Consider the following 21,369-nt stretch of genomic DNA (forward strand, 5'->3'; position numbering starts at 1 on the left):
AGCGGAAACTCAGGCCTGTTCGGTGCGCGCCGTGGCGCGCCGACGGCGTTCGCCCTTCTGGCTTTGCACGATACGCACGCGCTTGACGCGGCGCGGATCGGCATCGAGGACATGGAACTCGAACCCCGGAATGGCCTGCACCACCTCGCCCCGCGCCGGCACGCGGCCGAGCGTGTTGAAGATCATGCCGCCGATCGTGTCGACATACTCGCCATGTTCACCGGCGGCGAAATCCTCGCCGATCATCTTGGCGACCTCCTCGATCTCGGCCTTGCCGTCGACAATGAAGACACCGTCGCCGGCCTGGGTGATCATCGGCTCGTCATCATCATGCTCGTCCTCGATGTCGCCGACGACCATTTCGACAATGTCCTCGAGCGAGACAAGGCCATCCGTGCCGCCGTACTCGTCGATGACCAGCGCCATCTGCGTGCGCGTCGTCTGCATGCGGCCCATCAGGTCGGAAGCAAGCATCGAGGGCGGCACGAACAGGACCTGGCGGATCAGATTGAGTTCGCCGATGGTGCGCGCGAGGTCGACCTGGGCAAGATCGAGCTGCGTGGCGACGGGCGTCTTCCTGGTCGTGCGGCCCTTCTTCACGCGCGCGAGCTTGGTGATGTGGGCCAGCACGTCGCGGATATGGACCATGCCGCGCGGATCGTCGAGCGTCTCGGAATAGACCGGCATGCGGGAATGGCCGGATTGTTCGAACGTGCCCAGGAGATCGCCGAGCGTCGTGGTGATCTCGACCGCCTCGATATCGGCGCGCGGCACCATGACATCCTCGACGCGCACCTCGCGCAACCGCAGGATGTTGTTGAGCATGGCGCGCTCGCCAGGCGAGAAGGCGCCCGCGTCACTCGCCGTCTCGGCCAGCGCGCCGGCGATTTCCTCGCGCAGGCTGGTGCCGTTGCGTTGCCTGAAAAGGCCCAAAACACGATCGAACAGGGAGGGTCCGGCAGGCGAAGACTCGCTGGCTGCGCTGCCGGTACCAGTACTCGGACTTGATCCCTCTTCCGACGTGTCGGAAGCCTTGGGCGCACTGCCGGCGTCGGGGCGGGCGGCAGTCTCTGGTTTGTCGTTCATCGTCGTCCGGTCAATTGTCAGATGTAGTTACGCGTAGGGATCGGGAATGGCAAGCCTTGCGAGCGCTGCGCGTTCGATGGCCTCCATCTCCTCGGCCTCGGCGTCGGTCTCGTGATCATGGCCAAGCAAATGCAGCAGGCCGTGGATGACGAGATGGGTGATATGGTTCTGCACGGGCTTGTCTTCCAGTGCCGCCTCGCGTGAAACCGTCTCGGCGGCGAGCACGATATCGCCCAGCATCGGCGGCAGCGCGCCACCCTGCGCGAGCGGAAAAGCCGGGAAAGACAAGACGTTGGTGGGTTTGTCCTTGCCGCGCCATTCGGCGTTGAGCGTACGGATATGGGCGTCGTCGGAAAAAACGACGCTGAGTTCGGAACGGCCCGTCACGCCGGTCTCGGCGAAAGCAGCGCCAACCGCGCGATCGACCAGCCGCGCCAGGCTTGCCTCATCGGGCCAATCGCCAGCTTCGACCGATATATCGATGTCGACGGGAGGCCCCCCGTCGCCGGATAGATTGTCCTCAGGCATGAAGCCGCATCGTCAAGATCAATTCTCGGCGCCGAGGCCGCGCGCCAGTTTGGCATCGCGGTCATAGGCCCTGACGATTTCCGCCACCAGCGGATGGCGAACGACGTCGACATCGTTGAAGCGCACGGTGACCGCGCCGGCCACGCCGTCGAGGACGCGCAAGGCTTCGACCAGACCCGATTTGGTGCTCGGCGGAAGGTCGATCTGCGTCGGATCGCCGGTGACGATCATGCGCGAGTTCTCGCCAAGACGCGTCAGGAACATCTTCATCTGCATCGGCGTGGTGTTCTGCGCCTCGTCGAGGATGACCGCGGCATGCGCCAGCGTGCGCCCGCGCATGAAGGCGAGCGGCGCGATTTCGATGACTTCGGCGGCAATGGCGCGCTCGACCTTGTCGGCCGGCATCATGTCGTAGAGCGCGTCGTAGAGCGGCCGCAGATAGGGATCGACCTTTTCCTTCATGTCGCCCGGCAGGAAGCCCAGACGTTCGCCGGCCTCGACGGCCGGCCGCGACAGGATGATGCGCTCGACCATACCGCGCTCGAGCAGCATCGCCGCATGCGCAACCGCCAGATAGGTCTTGCCGGTGCCGGCCGGACCGATGCCGAACACCAGTTCCGACCGCTCCAGCGCCCGCATATAGGCATCCTGGTTCAGCGAACGGGCATAGATGGTCTTCTTGCGGGTGGCGATCTGGGCGGCGGAGACCTTACCCTTGCGCTCCAGCGTCGGCAGGGTCAGCTGATCGTCGGCGGCGACCGCCATGCGCACGGCGCCATCGACGTCGGACTGGCCGATATCGACGCCCTTCTGCAGAATACCGTAGAGATTGTCCAAGGCGCGGCGCGCCTGTTCGGCGGCAGAAGCCGACCCCTTGATGGTCAGCTGGTTGCCGCGCGAGCGGATGTCGACGCCGAGCTTCTGCTCGAGCCGGGCGAGGTTCTCGTCGAACTGACCGTAAAGAGCGCTGGCAAGCTTGTTGTTGTCGAAAGTCAGAACGATGTGCGCCATGTCAGAAGCCCCAGATGCCGGTACCGGGGGCAGGTTCTTCAGCTCTGCTGCGCTCAACCGTCTCTCCTCATCTGCCGAGGTCTGTGGCGATGCATGTCGTTGTCCCAAACCGGGACCACTTTTGAGCGACATGCATCAGGCCAACTCGGCGAACAGGCTATTGTAGCCCGTCTTCGTGATTCGCACCTGGATAATGTCACCGATTTCGCCGGCCTTTTCATCAACAATAACCGGCTGCAGCCAAGGTGAGCGGCCGACCTTCTGGCCGGCCTGCCGGCCGGGCTTCTCGATCAGCGTGTCGATGGTGCTGCCGACCAGGCTGGAACCAAAGTCCTGCTGCTGTTTCAACAGCAGCGCCTGCAGGCGCTGCAAGCGCTCGTCCTTGACCGTTTCGGGCACATGATCGGCCATTTCGGCGCCCGGCGTGCCGGGGCGCGGCGAATATTTGAACGAAAAGGCCGAGGCGTAGTTCACCTGGCGCACCAGTTCCATCGTCGCCTCGAAATCGGCCTCCGTCTCGCCGGGAAAGCCGACGATGAAGTCGCCGGACAAAGCGATATCGGGCCGTGCGGCGCGGATGCGGTCAAGCAGGGCCAGATAATCCCTGGCCGTATGCCGGCGGTTCATTGCCTTGAGAATACGGTCGGACCCAGATTGCACCGGCAGATGCAGATAGGGCATCAGCGACGGCAGATCGCGGTGGGCAGCGATCAGCTCGTCATCCATGTCGCGCGGATGGCTGGTGGTGTAGCGCAGCCGCGCCAGGCCGGGAATTTCGGCCAGCCGGAACAGCAGGCGGCCAAGGCCCCATTCCTCGCCGTTCCCGCCCTGGCCGTGCCAGGCATTGACGTTCTGGCCAAGCAGCGTCACCTCGCGCACGCCGGCCTCGGCCAGGCGCTCGGCCTCGGCGACGATCTGCGCCACCGGCCGCGACACTTCCGAGCCCCTTGTATAGGGCACCACGCAAAAGGTGCAGAACTTGTCGCAGCCTTCCTGCACGGTGAGGAAGGCGGTGACGCCGCGCTTGATGACCTCGGCGCGCTTGGGCTGCGGCAGATGGTCGAACTTGTCTTCGATGGCGTAGTCGGTCTCGACGATCTTCTCGCCACCGCGCACCCGCGCCAGCACGTCGGGCAGACGGTGATAGGTCTGCGGCCCGATGACCAGGTCAACGGCCGGCGAGCGCCTGATGATCTCGGCGCCCTCGGCCTGCGCCACGCAGCCGGCGACGCCGATCAGCAGTTCGCGGCCGGCAATGGCGCGCTCCGCCTTCATGTCGCGGATGCGGCCGAGCTCGGAATAGACCTTTTCCGCCGCTTTCTCCCTGATGTGGCAGGTGTTGAGCAGCACAAGGTCGGCCTCGTCGATGGCATCGGTCGCGGTGTAGCCGTCGGCGGCCAGCGCATCGCCCATGCGCTGTGAATCGTAGACGTTCATCTGGCAGCCATAGGTCTTGATGAAGACCTTCTTCGCTGCCGTGGCGCGCACTGCCGGCTGTCCGGCCACGCTGCCAATGTCGTCGCTTTCAATCGTGTTCAAGTCCATCCGGCGGCTTCTAACGCCTTTCCGTGACAAAAAACAGACGATTCTCGGTGTGCATGTGCAGGCGCAGGGTTCGGGCTAGCGGCTCGGGCGTGGATCGGCGAGTGCCGCCTGCATCATCTCGCGCACCCGGCTTTCCATCAGCCTGGCCGTTTCCTTGCGGTTCGAGCCCTTGGCGAAGGCGATCGGCTCGCCGAAATGCACTTCGACGTCGAGCGCGCCTTCCGCCATCAGCACCTTGAGATGCGGCATCAGGTCTTCGTCGCCGATCCAGGCCGAGATCGGCCGGTGGCGGCGGCCGAGCGGCACGCCGTGCAGGCGCGTATAGGCGATCGCCACCGGCTGGATGAACACCTGCTCGGCCGCGCCCTCCGAAAGCGCCATCGAGGCCGCACCGAACAGCGTGCTCTTGAACGGCAAGACGGCATTGCCGTCGCCGGTCGATCCCTCGGCAAACAGCACCATGGCATCGCCCTTGGCCATGCGATTGGCGATCTCGCTTGCCTGGTCGCCCGAGGAGCGCTTGCGTTCGCGCTCGATGAAGACGGTGCGCTGCAGTTTCGACAGCATGCCGATCAGCGGCCAGCCTTCCATGTCGGCCCTGGCGATGAACTTCACATCGGCAAAAGAGCCCAGCACCATGATGTCGGTCCAGGAGATGTGGTTCGAGGCCACCAGCAAGGGGCGCTTGTCGGACAGCGCCCCCTTGACATGGACGCGCATGCCGAGCGCCCTGAGGATCAGCCTGTGCCATATCTTGAGAATGATGGTTTCCGGCCACCAGCCGGTCTTCATCGACAGGATCTGCAACGGCACCAGGACCAGCGAGCCGGCGACGACAAGCCCCAGGGCCAGGAAAATCCTGATTTTTCCGATCATGCAGTCCTGGCCCTGTCATTACAGCGCCGCGCGTCCGCTTGGACGCGCAAAGGGCGCTGTAACACTTCAAATTTGGCGCATGACCCCGAAAATCGGATCCGATTTTCGGGGTCATGCGGCGCTCTGGCTAGCGAAGATCGCGGCGCATGACAAGCGCGCCGGTAGGCCCGCGATCGGGCGACTTGTAGTAATCCGGGCGCTTGCCGACTTCGCGGAAGCCCAGGCGACGGTAGAGGGCAATCGCGGCGACATTGGTCTCGTCGACCTCGAGGAACAGCGCTTCGGCGCGCTGCGCGTGAAGTTCGCGCAGCACCGCATCCATCAACTGCCAGCCCAGTCCCTGGCGGCGGTGCGAGCGCGCCACCGCGACCGTCAGGATTTCGCCCTCGCCGGCGGCCAGACGGGCTAAAACGAAGCCGACGGGGGGCTTGGCGCCCTGCCCGGTCTCGCGCGCGGCGTAACCGAACACGGTGTCCTGCTCGAGCAGGGCGGCGAACTCGCCATCGGTCCACGGACGGACGAAATCCTCACGGTGCAGCAACGACACCGCGGGGCTGTCGGTGATCCGGAGCGGCTCGAGCGCATAGTCCCGGCGGCGGGGTTGGAGAAACGGTATGCGCATTAATTTTGCTGCCTCGAAAGAATAAATCCAGCTTGCGGCTTTGCATCCGCGCCGCGCAGGTAAAGTGGTTTCGGCCTTTCGCCCTCGCCTTTGGCGGCGGCCAGACGGGCGTAGGTGAGAATATCGGCGGTCGCCGTCCGAGGCCCGATATCGGAACCCCGGCCCGCCGATTCGGCGATCTGCACCGCCGCAGTGCCGGCAAGCGCCGCAGAGGTCTCCCTCGCCAAGGCTGTGGCTTCCGGTAATGTGGTTACCGCTGGACCGTAAGTCAAAACTAACGCTTTGTCATACAGTGCCGCATGGATTTCCTCGCGGCCGGCATCGAGCGCCGCCAGCACGGCGTGGCCAGGAAATGCCGCCGCGGCCTCGGCGGCCAGCGCTTCGAGCGTCGTCACGCCGATCGCCGGTATCTTCAACGCCAGCGCCAGGCCACGCGCGGTCGAGACGCCGACGCGAAGACCGGTGAAGGAGCCGGGGCCGACGGAGACCGCAATGGCGCCAAGGCCGGCATAGTCGGTTGCCGCGGCGTTCAGCGCCTCGGCGATGACGGTCATCAGGTGCTCGGCATGACCCTTGCCGAGATCGAGCCCCGAGCGGCCAAGCTCCCGCCCGGCCGCCGCGTCGTAGACGCAGGCGGCGCAGAGGCTGGCGGCACAGTCGATGGCAAGCACTTTCATGAAACGACCGGTTCGAAAAAACAACTTCCCTGTGCCCGCCAGGGCGCGCCACCGCAAGCATAATTTGTTAAGCGGCTTGGGTTCCGCCAGCGCTGTCAGGCCTGTTCGATGCGAAGCATATGGTTGTCCCAGACATAGTCCGGCTCAGACCGCGTCGCGCCGTTGCCCTCGATGATCTCGCCGGCACCGGTGGTTGCCATAAAGCCCGATCCGTCCGGCGCCAGGCCGCAGACCTCGACCAGCGCGCTCGATGAGACGACCCGGCCGCTGGCCGCATCGATCACCACAAGCGAATTGCCTTCCGGCGACGACACCGCGACGGTGGCTGCGCGAGGATTGACGGCAACCGAGCCGATATAGTTGCGGAAACCGGACAGCACCTCCTGCGGCATGTCGAGAAGCTGCAACTCCTTGCCGCGCAAGGCGCGGCCGACCAGCAGCGGACGATCCGTGCCCGGCCCCCGGTACTGGCAGCCAAACCACACCGTGCCGGATGGGTCGGCATCCATGTGACGGATCGACAGCTGGTGCAGGGAAGCCGGCAATTCATGCTTTTCGATGAGGTCGCCGGTGACGCGGTCGATGAGCACGTAGGACGGCTTCATGGTGGCGATGTTGAGCTCGGCGCGGCCATAGTCCGGATGGGTCTCGATGCCGCCATTGGCGACCGCGATCGTCCTGCCGTCACCCAGCAAGAGGAGTTCATGCGGGCCTACGCCATAGGTTGGGAATTCGCCGATGCGGCTGAATTTCGCCCGCGCATCGTAGACGCCGACGACGCCGGCCGCATTGTCGAAGTCGTTCTCGGTGGCATAGAGCAGTGCGCCGTCGGGCGAGAACACGCCATGGCCGAAGAAGTGCCGGCCGGCGATGCTGGCGATGGTCTGAGGGGCATCGCGCCCGGTGTGGTCGAACACCACGGCGAAGGTGCCGGGCTGGCGGGCGAAGACCACCGAACGCTTCGACAGGGGATCGAAGGTGACGTCGTGGCCGCGATCGGGCAGGTCGATGGCGTGCAGCACCTTGCCGGCCTCGGACAGCACGGCGGCACCAAAACCGCCGTCGCGCTTGACGAAAGCGGTGGCGAAGACTGCGTCGGCGGCAAGCGTCTTCGCCCAGGCAGACGGCGCCATCGCGGCAGCGAAGCCGACACCCGCAGCCCTCAAGAAATCCCGGCGATCGATGAGCGGCGCGCGCATGCTCAGTCCCCGTCCAGCGACGAGAAGCCGGCGGTCAGGCCGAATTCCGCGGTCAGCCTGGTGCCGATCAGGGTCGACAGGCTGGAGGTGATCAGCGCGAAATGCTCGAGCTTCTCGCGCAGCGCCGGATCAGTGAGTGTCTTGTCGATCGGACCCTGAATCGACTTCGCGGTGGCGACGCCGTTGACCAGCTGGATATGGATGGATTCCGCCATCCAGCGCGCATCGGGTGGCAGCGCATCGCCAAGCTCGGAGGCCTCGAACAGCGCATCGATGCCCGCCAGATTTCCGGCGAGCGCATTGGCGGTGTTTTGCGACCGCCAGTAGATCGCCTGTTTCGGCTTGTCCGCCTCCGGCTTGCCGCCAAGGAACCCTTTCAGGCGGACATCCCTCACCATCTCAAGCTCGTTGATGAAGACGCCGACCAGTTCGGTGACCGCTTCGTTGCCGTCGCGGTAGAGCGCGTTCTGCGGCCCTGGATTGGCCCAAAGCGCGGCAAAGCCGTCCGGCTTGTTCCAGGCTGCGCTGACGTCGCCAGCCATGGTTTCGATATTGCTGGCAACCGCCGCGCCATAGGCGCAGCGATAGGGATCGTCCTTGCCCGTCAGCGCATCGGCGCCGTCGCCGAAAAGCACGAATTCCAGCGCGCCCAGCCCCTGCATGGCGACGCTCTTGCCGGCCAATTGTACCGGATCAGTGCCGCTCGGGTCCTTGTCCGCCAGCGCCGCCTGCACCTGTTTGAGCCCTATGCTCTTGCGATCAGGCCAGTAGAGCGTGCGCTCCAGCCGGTTGTTCTCCTTGATCGGCCCGAAACCGATGATTTCGGCGGACGACCAGGCATAGACCGTGGCCGAGAATTCGGCCCGCACCGCGTCGAGTTCCTCTTGCGAGGGCGCTTCGCAGAGCTTGTGCATTGCTTGCGTCAACGCTTCCGCATGCTGGTACAAGCCGGCATAGGCCGGACGGACAAAGCCGTCGATCGCCCGCTGGATGATGTCGGAGGCTTTCGCCGCCGCCGAGGCCGGGGAAACACCGAGCAGGGCCAGCGGAAGGGCGAGAACCAGTGCAGAGCGCTTCAACATCACAGTGACTCCAAGAATTTCACCAGCGCATCGCGCTCGGCCGCGTTGGCGGCGGCAAAGCGGTCGCGCGCCTTCTGCGCCTCGCCACCATGCCACAGGATCGCCTCGGTCAGGCTGCGCGCGCGGCCATCATGCAGGAAGAAGGAATTGCCGTTGACGGTTCCGGTGAGGCCGATGCCCCACAGCGGCGGGGTGCGCCATTCGTTGCCCGTCGCATCGCCCACCGCCTGGCCGTCGGCCAGATCAGGTCCCATGTCGTGCAGCAGGAAATCGGAATAGGGCCAGATGAGCTGGAAGGCCTGCGCCTTGTCAGGCGCATCGCGGCGGGTGACGAATTTCGGCGTGTGGCAGGAAACGCAGCCGATCTCGTAGAAGAGCTTCTTGCCGGCGAGCACATCGGGCGCGGCAAGATCGCGGCGCGCCGGTACCGCCAGGTTCTGTGAATAGAAGGTGACGAGATCCATCACTGGCGGCGGCGCCTCGACCGGACCAAGACGCGCCTGCACGCCATTCGGCATGACGAGACATTTTGCCTGCGCGGCGGTGCAATCGCCCCAGTGCTTCGGTTCTTCCGGCGTCGAGATGCCGATGTCGCCGGCGAAAGCATCCGCCGCCTGCTGGCGGATCGTCGCGGTTTGCGCCTTCCAGCCGAAACGGCCAAGCGTCAGTTCGCCACTCAGCCCGTCACGCACGATGTTCGGCTTGCCGGAGATGCCGTCACTATCGCGGTCTTCCGGATCGGCGTGGGCCAGAATGTCAGCCGGCGCGATCTGCTCGATCAGGCCAAGGCCGATCATCGGCGGCGTCAGGCGCGGCGACAGGGTGGTACGCGGATCAAGCGGCCCATAGCCGAGATCGGTGACGGAATAGCTGGGCTTGCGCAGGGAAACCATCGTGCCGGCCGCCAGCGTCACCTGCCGTTCCTGATAGTCGACGCGCATCCGGCCTTCGCCGCGCAAGCCAGGCACGGCCAGCTCCTGCAACTGCGTTCCATAGACCGGGTCGGGGAAGTTGAGCAACTCGCGGCCGGCAAGGGCTGACTTTTCCTCGGCGTTGCTGGCGTCGCGCGCCAGCCGCAGGAACATCGAGGTGGTGCCGGCGTCGCCTTGCGGCGGGCGGCCGCGGCCGTCCTTCAGATGGCAGTTCTGGCAGGCGCGTTCGTTGAACACCGGGCCAAGCCCGTCCGACGCCTGCGTCGAAGATGGCGACGACACCCAGTTCTTGCGGAACAAGGCGTTGCCGAGCTTGAAAGTGCCCTCTTCCTCGAAAGAGATGTTGGCCGAGGACTGCGAGAAGGAATCGCGGCTGACGTCTTTCCTGGACGTGCCGGCGCCACCTTGCATGAGTTCGAACGGCTCGGGTTTGGAGAAATCCGTGGTCGGCCTGGTGACGGCGGTGACGCGCGTCTGATCCTTGGCATTGAGGTCGCTGCGCGTTGTGGCGAGGCCCGTTGGCTGAAGCCCGCCGGCAATGGCGGACGATGTCAGCGCCAACACGAAAATGGTGCAGCGCCGACGAGCCAGTCCGGCTTGTCTTTTCAGGCGAAACGGCGAGCCGTCGGCCCGCCGCAAGCGGCGCGGGAATTCTAGCAGGCGCCGCATTCCCGCATGCCTTTACTCCGCCTCGTTGGCCGCGTCGGCGTTGAGCTGGCCGTACTTCTCCTCGCCGATCGAGGCGAGCAGGTCGAGCTGCGTCTCGAGGAAGTCGATGTGACCTTCCTCGTCAGCCAGCAGATCCTCAAACAGTTTCATCGTTACGTAGTCGCCCACCTCATGGCAGATTTCGCGCGAACGCTTGTAGGCCGTGCGCGCGTCATATTCGCCGGCAAGGTCGGATTCGAGCACTTCCTTGACGTTCTGCCCGATGCGCAGCGGCGCCACGGACTGCAGGTTTGGATGGCCTTCAAGGAAGATGATCCGGGCGATCAGCCTGTCGGCGTGGTGCATCTCCTCGATCGATTCTGCCCGCTCCTTCTTGGCCAGCTTCGTGTACCCCCAATCCTCCAGCAGACGGAAATGCACCCAATATTGATTGACGGCTCCAAGCTCCAGGAAAAGGGCCTCGTTAAGCCGCTCGATGATCAGACTTTCGCCCTTCATGGGTTCTGCTCCCGTATTGGACGCGCAGACCTCTGACGCGATCCAGGTGTGAGACAATGTCCACGCCGCTCGCCTCCGAGCGGGCGTGGTAATTTTCGGTAACCCGAATGATCGTTTCGACCACATTTGGGAAACAGCCGCAACAGCGGCCACGCTTTTGCATCGCATGATAGACCTTGGCCGGCACGATGAGCTGCCAGGGGTCCAGGTCCAGCAGCCCGTTGATCGTCTGCTCGATCTCCTTCTCGGTGATGATGTTGCAATGGCAGATCAGCATTTACAGTGCTCGGATGGCTGACGGCGCCTCCCGCGCCGTGTGGCTTGTTCAGGTCCCGGAGCCCATTCCGGAGGCGATTATCGGCTTCGGACCAGGCTCCAGGTTTCGGCGCTTACTTGAACACCTTGTCGGGTGCGTCGAGGCTGTCGGAGCCTTCGAAGGCGATGGCGTTGAGTTTCAACGAGCCGACCGCACGTTCGATCGACTTGGTCTGGTCGATCAGGGCGTCGATCGCGGCCTGCACGGTGGCGTTGCCCGCCGCATTGCCCTCGGCGATCTGCTGGTCATAGGCTTCGCCGGTCTCGGCCCGCGCCTTGATCGCTTCCATCCTGGCGACGGTGACGTCGAGTTTGTCGGACAGTTCCTTGTCGATCGCCGGATCGGCGGCCATGACCATGTCATGCACCGAAGGTCCGGAAACGACGGTACCGTCGAGGCGCGTGTAGCTGGCCAGGTAGGCGGCGCGGATGCCGATCGCGTCATAGAGATGCGAATTGTAGGTGTTGTCGGAGAAGCAGTCTTGCTCCTCCTCCGGATCATGCAGCATCAAGCCGAGTTTCATGCGTTCACCTGCCAGTTCGCCGTAGGACAGCGAGCCCATGCCGGTGAAGATGACCGAGATCGCCGTGTTCGGCTCGCCATCGACCAGGTTTTTGCGCGCTGCGCCGTCTTCCTTCCAGTCGTCGATCATCTTCCGTAGATCCGAAACCAGAAGGGTGGTGGCGGACTTCAGATATTCGGCACGGCGATCGCAATTGCCGCCGGTGCAGTTCTTGAGGTCATAGTCGGTGTAATGGCGCTCGCCGGCGCCCGGGCCGGTGCCGTGCAGGTCCTGGCCCCATAGCAGGAATTCGATGGCGTGATAGCCGGTGGCGACATTGGCCTCGACGCCGCCGGCTTGCTGCAACGTGCCGGAGAGGAATTCCGGCGAGAGCTTCGAGGCATCGACCTTCTTGCCGTTGATCTCAATTTCCTTGTTGGCGATCACATTGGCCGTATAGAGCGAATTCGTGTCCGATTCCGTGCCGTAGCTCTTGGCGACATAGTCGATCAGGCCTTCGTCCAGCGGCCAGGAATTCACCTCGCCTTCCCAGTCGTCGACGATCTTGTTGCCGAAGCGGTAAACCTCGGTCTGCTGGTAGGGCACGCGCGATGCCTTCCATGCGTCGCGGGCGGCATTGAGTGTTTCCGCCGAAGGCTTGGCCAGCAGCGCATCGACCGCCTTGTCGAGAGCCTGCGCCGTGGTCAGCGAATCCTCATATTTGGCAAGCGCGATATCGGAATAGGTCTTGATGACCGCTTTCGCGTCGGTTTCCGCCTTGGCAGGCAGCACGAACACCGCTGCCGTCAACAGCGCCGTGGCACCAATCGCCGCCAGCCTGCCGCCATATCGTGCTGTCATTATCACTCTCCAGTTTTTTGGAAATTCCATAAGCGGCGCGCAGGGCGACCGGCGCCGGGCCACGTCGTTGCCAAAAGCGCCATGGCTAGCCGCGCCGTTGCGCGGGTCGGGGAAGAAAGACACCAAAATGCCTCCAATCGAACGGGTTCAAGGCCCAGACATCAAAGGGATGCGCCAACACGCAGGCTTCCATAAAGCTTCGACGCCGGTGGAAGTCAACGAAAATCTAAGGGAAAAGCCAATTGAAACAATAGTTTAGAATTATTCTAAACTACAACAGTCAACTTTAGACCTCGGCTGCACCGGCTTCGCCGCCGAACTGTGCGATTGACAGCCGCCGTTCCGGGTGCGACCCGCAAACGCTCTCTTGCGGCGGCGCCAGACAATTGCCACTTGCCGAGAGATCCTAGGATCGAATCAGGATTTGGGACGCGATGAAGAACGGCGTGGTCATTGTCGGTGCGGGTCATGCGGGCGTGCAAGCGGCCGCCAGTCTGCGCGAGGACGGCTATGACGGGCCGGTGATCCTCGTCAGCGACGAGAACGAACTGCCTTACCATAAGCCACCGCTGTCGAAGACCTTCATCAAGGATGCCGAGGCCAAACCACAACCGCTTCGGGGCGAGGCCTTCTATACCGGCAGCGCCATCGACTACCGGCCGGGCGTCCGCATCGAGCGCATCGATGCCGGCAGCCGCAGTCTGGAAATATCAGGCGGCGGCGTGCTTGCCTTCGACCATCTGATCCTGGCGACCGGATCACGCCCGCGTCTCCTGCCGCTGCCAGGCGCTGATCTGGCCGGCGTCTTGTCGTTGCGTTCACTGGCCGATGCCCGGCTGATCCGGGACTTGAGCGCGCGGAGCGAAGATGTCGTCATCCTCGGCGGCGGCTTCATCGGGCTGGAGATCGCCGCGACGCTGCTCGCGGCCGGTCGCACGGTGACGGTGGTGGAAACGGTCGACCGGCTGCTCGGCCGCGCCGTTGCCCCTGTGGTGGCGAGCCATGTCCGCCAGCGGCTGGAAGCGGCCGGCGTGCGCATCCTGACCGGCACCTCGATTGCAAGGCTCGAAGGCGAAAACGGCCATGTCGCCGCCGCGATCACCTCGTCGGGCGAAAGGCTGCCGACGCGCATGGTCATCGTCGGCATCGGTGCCGTGCCCAATGTCGAGCTGGCGCAGGACGCCGGCCTCGCCGTCGCCAACGGCATCCGTGTCGATCATCAGATGCGCAGTTCGGTGCCGGAAATCCTCGCCATCGGCGACGCCGCCTCCTACCGGCACTGGTTCACCGGCGGCGATGTGCGGCTGGAATCGGTGCAGAACGCCACCGACCAGGCGCGGCTCGCGGCGCGCACGATCACCGGTCACGCGGATGCTTATTCGGCGGTGCCATGGTTCTGGTCCGATATTGGCGACATGAAGCTGCAGATGGTCGGGCTGACCGCCGGCGGCGACAACCATGTCGTGCTGGGCGACCTGCCCGACAACAAGTTCTCGATCTACCACTATGCCGGCAACCGGCTGCTCGGCATCGAATCCGTCAACCGCCCCGGCGACCACATGCTTGGCCGCAAGATGCTGGGCGCCGGCTTCTCGCCGACGCCGGAAACGGTGGCGACGGGACCCGATGGGCTGAAGGCAGCGCTGGCTGCGTTTCAAGAAAACGTCCTGGCAAGAGCTGCGGGATAGCCGCCCTTACCCTCCCTCTTGTGGGGAGGGTCGCCGCGAAGCAGCGGGGTGGGGCCGGCGCCAAGCCCCCCACCCGGACCTGCGGTCCGACCTCCCCACGAGGGAGGTAAAGTGGCTCAGGCGGCGCAGACTTCGCGGATCGAGCTTTCCAGGATGTCGAGCGCCTCGTTCATGACCTCGTCCTGTATGGTGATCGGCGCCAGGAAGCGGATGACATTGCCGTAGACGCCGCAAGTCAGCAGGATGAGGCCCTTGTCGAGCGCCTTCAGCCGGATGGCGTTGGCGATCTCGGCCGACGGCAGGCCTTTCTTGACGTCGTTGAACTCGACCGCGTTCATGAAGCCGAGGCCCCTGATATCGACGATCTCGGGCACGTCGTCGCGGATCGACTGCAGTCGCTGCTTCAGCCGCGCGCCCAGCGTGTTGGCGCGGTCGCACAGCTTTTCGTCCTGGATCACGTCGAGAACCGCGTGTGCCGCGGCAACCCCGATCGGGCTGCCGCCATAGGTGCCGCCGAGGCCGCCCGGGCCAGGCGCATCCATGATCTCGGCGCGGCCGGTGACGGCCGACAACGGGAAGCCGCCGGCCAGGCTCTTGGCCATTGTGGTAATGTCGGCCGCGACTTCGTGGTGATCCATCGCGAACATCTTGCCGGTGCGGGCAAAGCCGGTCTGCACCTCGTCGGCGATGAGCAGCATGCCGTGATGGTCGCACAGCTTGCGCAGCGCGGTCAGGAATTCGCGCGGCGCCTCGTAGAAACCGCCCTCGCCCTGAACCGGCTCGACAATGATGGCGGCGACGCGGGCCGGATCGACATCGGCCTTGAACAGCCGGTCGAGTGCTGCGAGCGAATCGGCAACCGACACGCCGTGCAGCGGCACCGGGAACGGCGCGTGATAGACGTCGCCCGGCATGGCGCCGAAGCCGACCTTGTAGGGCACGACCTTGCCGGTCAGCGCCATGCCCATGAAGGTGCGGCCATGGAAGCCGCCGGCGAAGGCGATGACGGCCGGGCGGCCGGTGGCATTGCGGGCGATCTTGATGGCGTTCTCGACCGCCTCGGCGCCGGTGGTGACGAAGATCGTCTTCTTCTCGAACTTGCCGGGCAGCATGGCGTTCAGCCGCTCGGCCAGCCTGACATAGCTCTCATAGGGCACGACCTGGTGGCAGGTGTGGGTGAAACGGTCGAGCTGCGCCTTGACCGCTTCGATCACCCTGGGATGGCGGTGGCCGGTGTTGACGACGGCGATGCCCGAGGAAAAGTCGATGTAGCGGCGGCCTTCGACATCCCAGATTTCCGAATTTTCGGCCCGGTCGGCATAGATTTGCGTGGTCATGCCGACGCCGCGCGAGATCGACTGGTTCTTGCGTTCGGAAATGGCTGAATTCTTCATGATATCCTTCATCGGGCCGGCGCCCGTCCTCGTTGATCAGATGTCTTCTGACCTTATTTCACGTTTTCCTCAAGTCGGCACCACCGGCGGGCGATTGGGCCTGCGAAGGGAATATCCCGCCCTTAACCAGTCGGGCGATACGCGTACGAGACCGGTTTCCTTTTCCCGGGGATCGATTATCCTCCTGACATCCGCGAGGCATCGCGATCAGCAACCCGCGGCTGGGGGAGCCCATGAGCAGGAACGCGACATCGTCCGTCTCGCCGCCATCCGTCAGAATCGCCAGCCTTTTGTCATTTCCAATCGCCCCGGCAATGTGCGTCTGCGCAGCCGCATTGCTGCTGGCAGGCTGCCAGAAGCAGGAAGCGGCGGACAAGAAACTGCCGATCATGGTGCGCACCGAAACGGTGGCGATGGCCGACTATGCGCCGAGAACCTCGCTGACCGGGGTGATCGCGGCGCGCACGCTGAACAATCTGTCGTTCCGGGTCGGCGGCCGCATTGCCGAGCGGCTTGTCGATGTCGGCCAGCATGTCGACCAGGGTGCGGTGCTTGCCCGCATCGATCCGCAGGAGCAGCAATCCGACCTGCGCTCCGCACAAGCCGATCTCGATGCAGCACAAGCGCAGCTGACCCAGTCCGCCGCCGCCTTCGAGCGGCAGAAGACGCTGCTTGCCCAGGGCTTCACCACCAGGCGCGATTATGACGCCGCCGACCAGGCGCTGAAGGTGGCGCAAGGCAGCGTCGATGCCGCCAAGAGCGCGTTCGCCAACGCCCAGCAGAACCTGTCCTTCACCGAGCTCAAGGCCGGCGCCCCCGGCGTCATCACTGCACGCCAGGTGGAAACCGGCCAGGTGGTGCAAGCGGCGCAAACCGTCTTCACCGTCGCCGAGGACGGCGACCGCGATGCGGTGTTCAACGTGCAGGAGACGCTGGTCGCCAGGACGCCGGCCTCGCCGGCGGTGACGATCACGCTGTTGTCCGACCCGCAGGTGAGGGCGACAGGCAAGGTGCGCGAGATCTCGCCGGTGGTCGACCAGGCCTCCGGTTCGATCCGGGTCAAGGTCGGCATTGCCGACACGCCGGCCGGTATGCCGCTGGGGGCGGCCGTCATCGGCTCGGTCAGCGCCAAGCCGGCAAAGGCGATCCTGCTGCCCTGGCAGGCGCTGACATCCAGCGCCGGCAAGCCGGCGGTCTGGACCGTCGACCCCTCGACCAAGGCAGTGGCGACGACGCCGGTCGAGGTGCGGGCCTTCGATTCAGGCACGGTCGTCATCGCCAGCGGACTGAATGAGGGCCAGAGCGTCGTGACCGCGGGCGGGCAATTGCTCAGCCCTGGGCAGACGGTCGAGATATCGGGGGCGAGCCAATGAAGCGGCCCATCATGGTTGGCCTGTTCGCGCTTGGCGCGCTCGCCGCCTGCTCGAAATCGGAAGAGAAGCCGCCGGAGGTCATCCGGCCGGTGCTGTCGATGGTGGTCGAGCCGAGTACCACGCAAACCTTCGGCTTTGCCGGCTCGGTCGAGCCGCAGGTCAGCGCCGACCTCGCCTTCCGCCTGCTTGGCCGGGTCGTCTCGCGCGACGTCAAGGTCGGCGACATCGTCAGCAAGGGCACGACGATCGCCGCGCTCGATCCGACCGCGCTGGAGCTGGCGGTGCAAGCGGCCAAGGCCGAGCTGTCCAATGCCGAGGCACAGTTCGCCAACGCCGCCGCCAGCGAGGAACGCCAGCGCCAGTTGCTCGCCTCGGCCAACGCCTCGCAGGCCGTCTTCGATGCCGCGCAGCAGGCACGCAAGGCTGCGGACGCCAATGTCGAGCGGGCCAAGGCATCGCTGGCCAAATCGCAGGAGCAGCTTGGCTATGCCAGGCTGTTCTCGGATTTCGACGGCGTCGTCACCGCGGTCGGCGCCGAGGTCGGGCAGACCGTCTCGGCCGGCCAGACGGTCGTCACCGTGGCACGCTCGGATCTGCGCGAAGCCGTGGTCGATATTCCCGATCAGTTGACCGGCGATCTCGCCGCCGGCACGCCGTTCCAGGTCATCCTGCAATCGTTGCCGACGATCGAGACCCAGGCCAAGCTGCGCGAGATCGCGCCGCAGGCCGAGGGCTCGACCCGCACTAGGCGCGTCAAGCTGACGCTCACCGATCCGCCACAGGCCTTCCGGCTCGGCTCGACGGTGACGGCGACCCGCGTGACCAAGGTCGCGCCGACGATCGAACTGCCGATGTCGGCGCTGCTGGAAAAGAACGGTGCCGACAAGGTGTGGATCGTCGACCCGCAGACATCGAGCGTGAGCACGAAAGAGATCAAGGTGGCCGCCAAGGGCGCCGCTACCTTTACTGTCGCCGAAGGGCTTGACGCCGGCATGCGCGTGGTCACCGCGGGCGTCCACAGCTTGAGCGAAGGCCAGAAGGTCAAAGTGCCGGAGGGCGGCGTCTGATGAAGGGCTTCAATCTCTCCGACTGGGCGCTCAGCCACCGCTCCATGGTCTGGTATTTCATGCTGGTCTTCGTCGTGGCCGGCATCTTTTCCTACCTCAATCTCGGTCGTGAGGAAGACCCCAACTTCACCATCAAGACGATGATCATCCAGGCCAACTGGCCGGGCGCGTCGGTCAAGGAGACCGTGCAGCAGGTAACCGACCGCATCGAGAAGAAGCTCGAGGAGCTCGACAGCCTCGACTATACCAAGTCCGTCACCACCGCCGGTCAGACCGTCATCTTCGTCAACCTGAAGGACACCACCAAGGCGCGCGATGTCGTGCCGAACTGGATTCAGGTGCGCAACATGGTCAACGACATCCGGGCGCAGTTTCCGCAAGGCGTGCAGGGACCGTTCTTCAACGACCGCTTCGGCGATGTCTACGGCAACATCTACGCCTTCACTTCCGACGGGCTGACGCCGCGCCAATTGCGCGACTATGTCGAGGATGTCCGCACCAAGATCCTGACCGTGCCGAATGCCGGCAAGGTCGATCTCGTCGGCGCGCAGGACGAGGCCATCTATCTCGAATTCTCGACCCGCCAGATCGCCGCCCTTGGCCTCAACCAGCAGGCGATCGTGGCTAGCCTGCAGGCACAGAACGCGATCACACCGTCCGGCGTCATCCAGTCCGGACCGGAGCGCATCAGCGTGCGCGTCGGCGGCCAGTTCACCTCCGAGGACAGCCTTCGCGCCATCAACCTGCGCGTCAACGACCGCTTCTTCCGGCTGAGCGACGTGGCGACGATCACGCGCGGCTATGCCGATCCGCCGACGGCGCTGTTCCGCTTCAACGGCCAGGACGCGATCGGGCTCGCCATCGGCATGAAGCCCAACGCCAATCTGCTCCAGTTCGGCGAGGCGCTGCATGAGGAGATGAACAAGGTGCTGGCCGACCTGCCGGTCGGCGTCGGCGTGCATCTGGTGGCCGATCAGCCCGTCATCGTCGAGGAGGCCGTCTCGGGCTTCACCCGCGCCCTGTTCGAGGCGGTGGCCATCGTGCTCGCAGTGTCGTTCATAAGCCTCGGCATGCGCGCCGGCTTCGTCGTGGCGCTGTCGATCCCGCTGGTGCTGGCCATCACCTTCACGGTCATGGCCTATCTCGGCATTTCGCTGCAGCGCATTTCGCTCGGCGCGCTGATCATCGCGCTCGGCCTTTTGGTCGACGACGCCATGATCGCCGTCGAGATGATGGTGGCGCGGCTGGAGGTCGGCGACAATCTGCGCAAGGCGGCGACCTATGTCTACACCTCGACCGCCTTCCCGATGCTGACCGGCACGCTGGTGACCGTTGCCGGCTTCATCCCGATCGGCCTCAACTCGAGTGCCGCCGGCGAATACACTTTCACGCTGTTCGTCGTCATCGCCGTGTCGCTTTTGGTGTCATGGATCGTGGCAGTGCTGTTCGCGCCGCTGCTCGGCGTCACCATCCTGCCAGCGACGATGAAGACGAAACACCACGACCAGCCTGGACGCTTCACTTCGCTGTTCCGGCGCGTCCTTGTCGGCTCGGTGCGCCACCACTGGCTGACCATCGTCGCCACGGTGCTGTTGTTTGCCGCCTCGATCGCCGGCTTCGGTCTCGTCCAGCAGCAGTTCTTCCCGCCCTCCGACCGGCCCGAGTTGATCATCGACTGGAACCTGCCCCAGAATTCCTCGATCGCCGAGACGCGCGACCAGATGGAGCGCTTCGAGCAGCGGGCGCTGGTCGGCAATCCCGACATCGACCATTTCTCGTCCTATATCGGCCAGGGCGCGGTGCGCTTCGTGCTGGCCTACGACGTGCAGCCGGCCAACCCTTATTTCGGCCAGACCGTCATCGTCACCAAGAGCCTCGAAGCCCGCAACCGGGTCAAGCCGGCACTGGAGAAGCTGCTGCGCGAGGAGTTCGTCGGCACCGACGCCTTCGTCAAATTGCTCGAACTCGGGCCGCCTGTCGGCCGTCCGGTGCAGTACCGCGTCGGCGGTCCCGACATCCAGATGGTGCGCGAGCTGGCACAGCAGTTCGCCGGCCTCATCTCGGCCAATCCTAAGCTCGCCGCACCCACCTTCGACTGGAACGAGCCGCAGCGCGTGCTGAGGGTCGACGTGCTGCAGGACAAGGCACGCCAGCTCGGCATCACCTCCTCCGACATCGCCAGCGCGCTGAACAGCACGGTCGGCGGCGCCACCATCACGCAGGTGCGCGACGCCACCTATCTGATCAATGTCGTGGCGCGCTCACGCGATGCCGAACGCGGCTCGATCGAGACTTTGCAGAACATGCAGCTGCCGACCAGCACCGGCGAGGCGATCCCGCTCGCGGCCGTCGCCAACTTCCACTATGACCTCGAGCAGCCGACGGTGTGGCGGCGCGACCGCATTCCGACGATCACCGTGCGCGCCGGCCTGGTCGGCGACGTGCTGCCGGCGACCGTGGTCAACGAGTTGAAGCCATCGGTCGATGCCTTCATCGCCAAGCTGCCGCCGGGCTATTCGGTCGCGACCGCCGGCTCGGTCGAGGAAAGCGCCAAGAGCCAGGGGCCGATCGCGGCCGTGGTGCCATTGATGCTCTTCGTCATGGCCACGATCCTGATGATCCAGTTGCAGAGCTTCCAGCGCCTGTTCCTGGTGGTGGCGGTGGCGCCGCTCGGGCTGATCGGCGTGGTGGCGGCCCTGGTGCCGAGCGGCGCGCCGCTCGGCTTCGTCGCTATTCTCGGCGTGCTGGCGCTGATCGGCATCCTGATCCGCAACTCGGTCATCCTGATCGTGCAGATCGAGGACCTGGTGCGCGAGGGCAAGGACCGTTGGGCGGCCGTCATCGAGGCCACAGAACACCGCATGCGGCCGATCGCACTGACGGCGGCGGCGGCGAGCCTCGCGCTGATCCCGATCGCGCGCGAAGTGTTCTGGGGGCCGATGGCCTACGCGATGATGGGCGGCATCATCGCAGGCACGGCGATCACGCTGCTGTTCCTGCCGGCGCTTTATGTGACGTGGTTCAGGATCAAGGAGCCGAAGGACAGAGAGAGGTCCCCGGTTTTGGATGCCGGCGAACCGTTACAAAGCTCAACTTAACTTTTTGCCGGGTTATCGTTGTCATTGAAGCCCACGGGCCGCGATTTGGCGCGCTGCCACGGCGACGATTTTGAGCTGCGCCAGGCGTGCCAGCCTTCCGGCAAGTCGGCCAATTCCATGATGCTTTCGTCAATCCGAACAACCTCTTGCAAGCCGACGAGCATTTTTTCGCGTTCCTCCCAATCTCGATTGTCGCAGTTGTAGAACAGCCAACCGCCATCGTCCTCCATATGGGAAACGTATGCGATCCAGTCGCCACGTTTAAATATGCTCTTGTCCGATAGCACCGCGACATTGGGTGGATCTGCAAACTTCCATTCCTCCATGGAATTCCCCGAAGACGGT

General features: G+C 64.7%; 19 protein-coding genes. 4 read left to right on the forward strand and 15 right to left on the reverse strand.

Translation table 11 applies throughout. The annotated features are described in order from the left end of the window. Window positions 1-9: 9 nt before the first annotated feature. The 13 genes from QQK95_RS17855 to QQK95_RS17915 form a co-directional block, all read right to left on the reverse strand. Window positions 10-1,086 (reverse strand): hemolysin family protein, encoded by a 1,077-nt coding sequence (locus QQK95_RS17855; protein ID WP_284275036.1) that lies wholly within the window; start codon window positions 1,084-1,086, stop codon window positions 10-12. Window positions 1,087-1,113: 27 nt separating this feature from the next. After that, complete coding sequence (gene ybeY / locus QQK95_RS17860; protein WP_284275039.1) at window positions 1,114-1,614, reverse strand: rRNA maturation RNase YbeY; 501 nt, start codon at window positions 1,612-1,614, stop codon at window positions 1,114-1,116. Between the two features lie 18 nt (window positions 1,615-1,632). Beyond that, window positions 1,633-2,625 carry a PhoH family protein gene (locus QQK95_RS17865; RefSeq protein WP_019863063.1) on the reverse strand — a complete coding sequence of 331 codons (993 nt, stop codon included), beginning with the start codon at window positions 2,623-2,625 and terminating at the stop codon, window positions 1,633-1,635. A 135-nt stretch (window positions 2,626-2,760) separates the two neighbouring features. Continuing rightward, the gene (gene miaB, locus QQK95_RS17870; protein ID WP_284275045.1) at window positions 2,761-4,170 is read right to left on the reverse strand and encodes a tRNA (N6-isopentenyl adenosine(37)-C2)-methylthiotransferase MiaB; all 1,410 of its coding nucleotides are present in this window, start codon (window positions 4,168-4,170) and stop codon (window positions 2,761-2,763) included. Between the two features lie 75 nt (window positions 4,171-4,245). After that, window positions 4,246-5,046 (reverse strand): lyso-ornithine lipid O-acyltransferase, encoded by an 801-nt coding sequence (gene olsA / locus QQK95_RS17875; protein WP_284275047.1) that lies wholly within the window; start codon window positions 5,044-5,046, stop codon window positions 4,246-4,248. A gap of 127 nt (window positions 5,047-5,173) precedes the next feature. Next, window positions 5,174-5,668: a ribosomal protein S18-alanine N-acetyltransferase gene (gene rimI / locus QQK95_RS17880; protein ID WP_096453298.1), complete on the reverse strand. Its 495-nt coding sequence runs from the start codon at window positions 5,666-5,668 to the stop codon at window positions 5,174-5,176. Beyond that, complete coding sequence (gene tsaB / locus QQK95_RS17885) at window positions 5,668-6,345, reverse strand: tRNA (adenosine(37)-N6)-threonylcarbamoyltransferase complex dimerization subunit type 1 TsaB (RefSeq protein WP_284275053.1); 678 nt, start codon at window positions 6,343-6,345, stop codon at window positions 5,668-5,670. The genes rimI and tsaB overlap by 1 nt, the downstream gene beginning before the upstream one ends. Window positions 6,346-6,440: 95 nt before the next feature. Beyond that, window positions 6,441-7,544 carry a DUF1513 domain-containing protein gene (locus QQK95_RS17890; protein ID WP_284275054.1) on the reverse strand — a complete coding sequence of 368 codons (1,104 nt, stop codon included), beginning with the start codon at window positions 7,542-7,544 and terminating at the stop codon, window positions 6,441-6,443. A gap of 2 nt (window positions 7,545-7,546) precedes the next feature. Continuing rightward, window positions 7,547-8,626 carry an imelysin family protein gene (locus tag QQK95_RS17895; RefSeq protein ID WP_284275056.1) on the reverse strand — a complete coding sequence of 360 codons (1,080 nt, stop codon included), beginning with the start codon at window positions 8,624-8,626 and terminating at the stop codon, window positions 7,547-7,549. After that, on the reverse strand, window positions 8,626-10,227 hold the full coding sequence (locus tag QQK95_RS17900; protein ID WP_284275057.1) for a di-heme oxidoreductase family protein: 1,602 nt from the start codon (window positions 10,225-10,227) through the stop codon (window positions 8,626-8,628). Before QQK95_RS17900 ends, QQK95_RS17895 begins: the two co-directional genes overlap by 1 nt. Window positions 10,228-10,239: 12 nt before the next feature. Continuing rightward, window positions 10,240-10,725 (reverse strand): bacterioferritin, encoded by a 486-nt coding sequence (gene bfr / locus QQK95_RS17905; protein WP_010913300.1) that lies wholly within the window; start codon window positions 10,723-10,725, stop codon window positions 10,240-10,242. Continuing rightward, complete coding sequence (locus tag QQK95_RS17910; protein ID WP_284275058.1) at window positions 10,691-11,002, reverse strand: (2Fe-2S)-binding protein; 312 nt, start codon at window positions 11,000-11,002, stop codon at window positions 10,691-10,693. The genes bfr and QQK95_RS17910 overlap by 35 nt, the downstream gene beginning before the upstream one ends. A 112-nt stretch (window positions 11,003-11,114) precedes the next feature. Continuing rightward, entirely contained in the window at window positions 11,115-12,404 is a 1,290-nt protein-coding gene (locus QQK95_RS17915; protein WP_284275059.1) for an imelysin family protein, read from the reverse strand. Window positions 12,405-12,838: 434 nt separating this feature from the next. On the opposite strand from QQK95_RS17915, the gene QQK95_RS17920 reads away from it, so the two are divergent. After that, window positions 12,839-14,092 carry an NAD(P)/FAD-dependent oxidoreductase gene (locus QQK95_RS17920; protein WP_284275060.1) on the forward strand — a complete coding sequence of 418 codons (1,254 nt, stop codon included), beginning with the start codon at window positions 12,839-12,841 and terminating at the stop codon, window positions 14,090-14,092. A 116-nt stretch (window positions 14,093-14,208) separates the two neighbouring features. On the opposite strand, the gene QQK95_RS17925 is transcribed toward QQK95_RS17920, so the two are convergent. After that, window positions 14,209-15,486, reverse strand: coding sequence for a 4-aminobutyrate--2-oxoglutarate transaminase (locus QQK95_RS17925; RefSeq protein WP_284275061.1), 1,278 nt, complete (start codon window positions 15,484-15,486; stop codon window positions 14,209-14,211). Window positions 15,487-15,719: 233 nt separating this feature from the next. Between QQK95_RS17925 and QQK95_RS17930 the strand changes: the two genes are divergently transcribed. Genes QQK95_RS17930 through QQK95_RS17940 form a run of 3 tightly spaced genes read left to right on the forward strand, consistent with a single transcriptional unit; the run spans window position 15,720 to window position 21,024 of the window. Beyond that, entirely contained in the window at window positions 15,720-16,859 is a 1,140-nt protein-coding gene (locus QQK95_RS17930) for an efflux RND transporter periplasmic adaptor subunit (RefSeq protein ID WP_284275062.1), read from the forward strand. Further along, the gene (locus tag QQK95_RS17935; RefSeq protein ID WP_284275064.1) at window positions 16,856-17,926 is read left to right on the forward strand and encodes an efflux RND transporter periplasmic adaptor subunit; all 1,071 of its coding nucleotides are present in this window, start codon (window positions 16,856-16,858) and stop codon (window positions 17,924-17,926) included. The genes QQK95_RS17930 and QQK95_RS17935 overlap by 4 nt, the downstream gene beginning before the upstream one ends. Continuing rightward, window positions 17,926-21,024, forward strand: coding sequence for an efflux RND transporter permease subunit (locus QQK95_RS17940; RefSeq protein WP_284275066.1), 3,099 nt, complete (start codon window positions 17,926-17,928; stop codon window positions 21,022-21,024). Before QQK95_RS17935 ends, QQK95_RS17940 begins: the two co-directional genes overlap by 1 nt. Here the strand turns inward: QQK95_RS17940 and QQK95_RS17945 are convergent. After that, window positions 21,021-21,350: a hypothetical protein gene (locus QQK95_RS17945; protein WP_284275068.1), complete on the reverse strand. Its 330-nt coding sequence runs from the start codon at window positions 21,348-21,350 to the stop codon at window positions 21,021-21,023. The two genes, QQK95_RS17940 and QQK95_RS17945, sit on opposite strands and share 4 nt — an antisense overlap. Window positions 21,351-21,369 lie beyond the last annotated feature (19 nt).

Source organism: Mesorhizobium huakuii (assembly GCF_030160235.1).
In the GTDB taxonomy this organism is placed as follows: Bacteria; Pseudomonadota; Alphaproteobacteria; order Rhizobiales; family Rhizobiaceae; genus Mesorhizobium; species Mesorhizobium huakuii.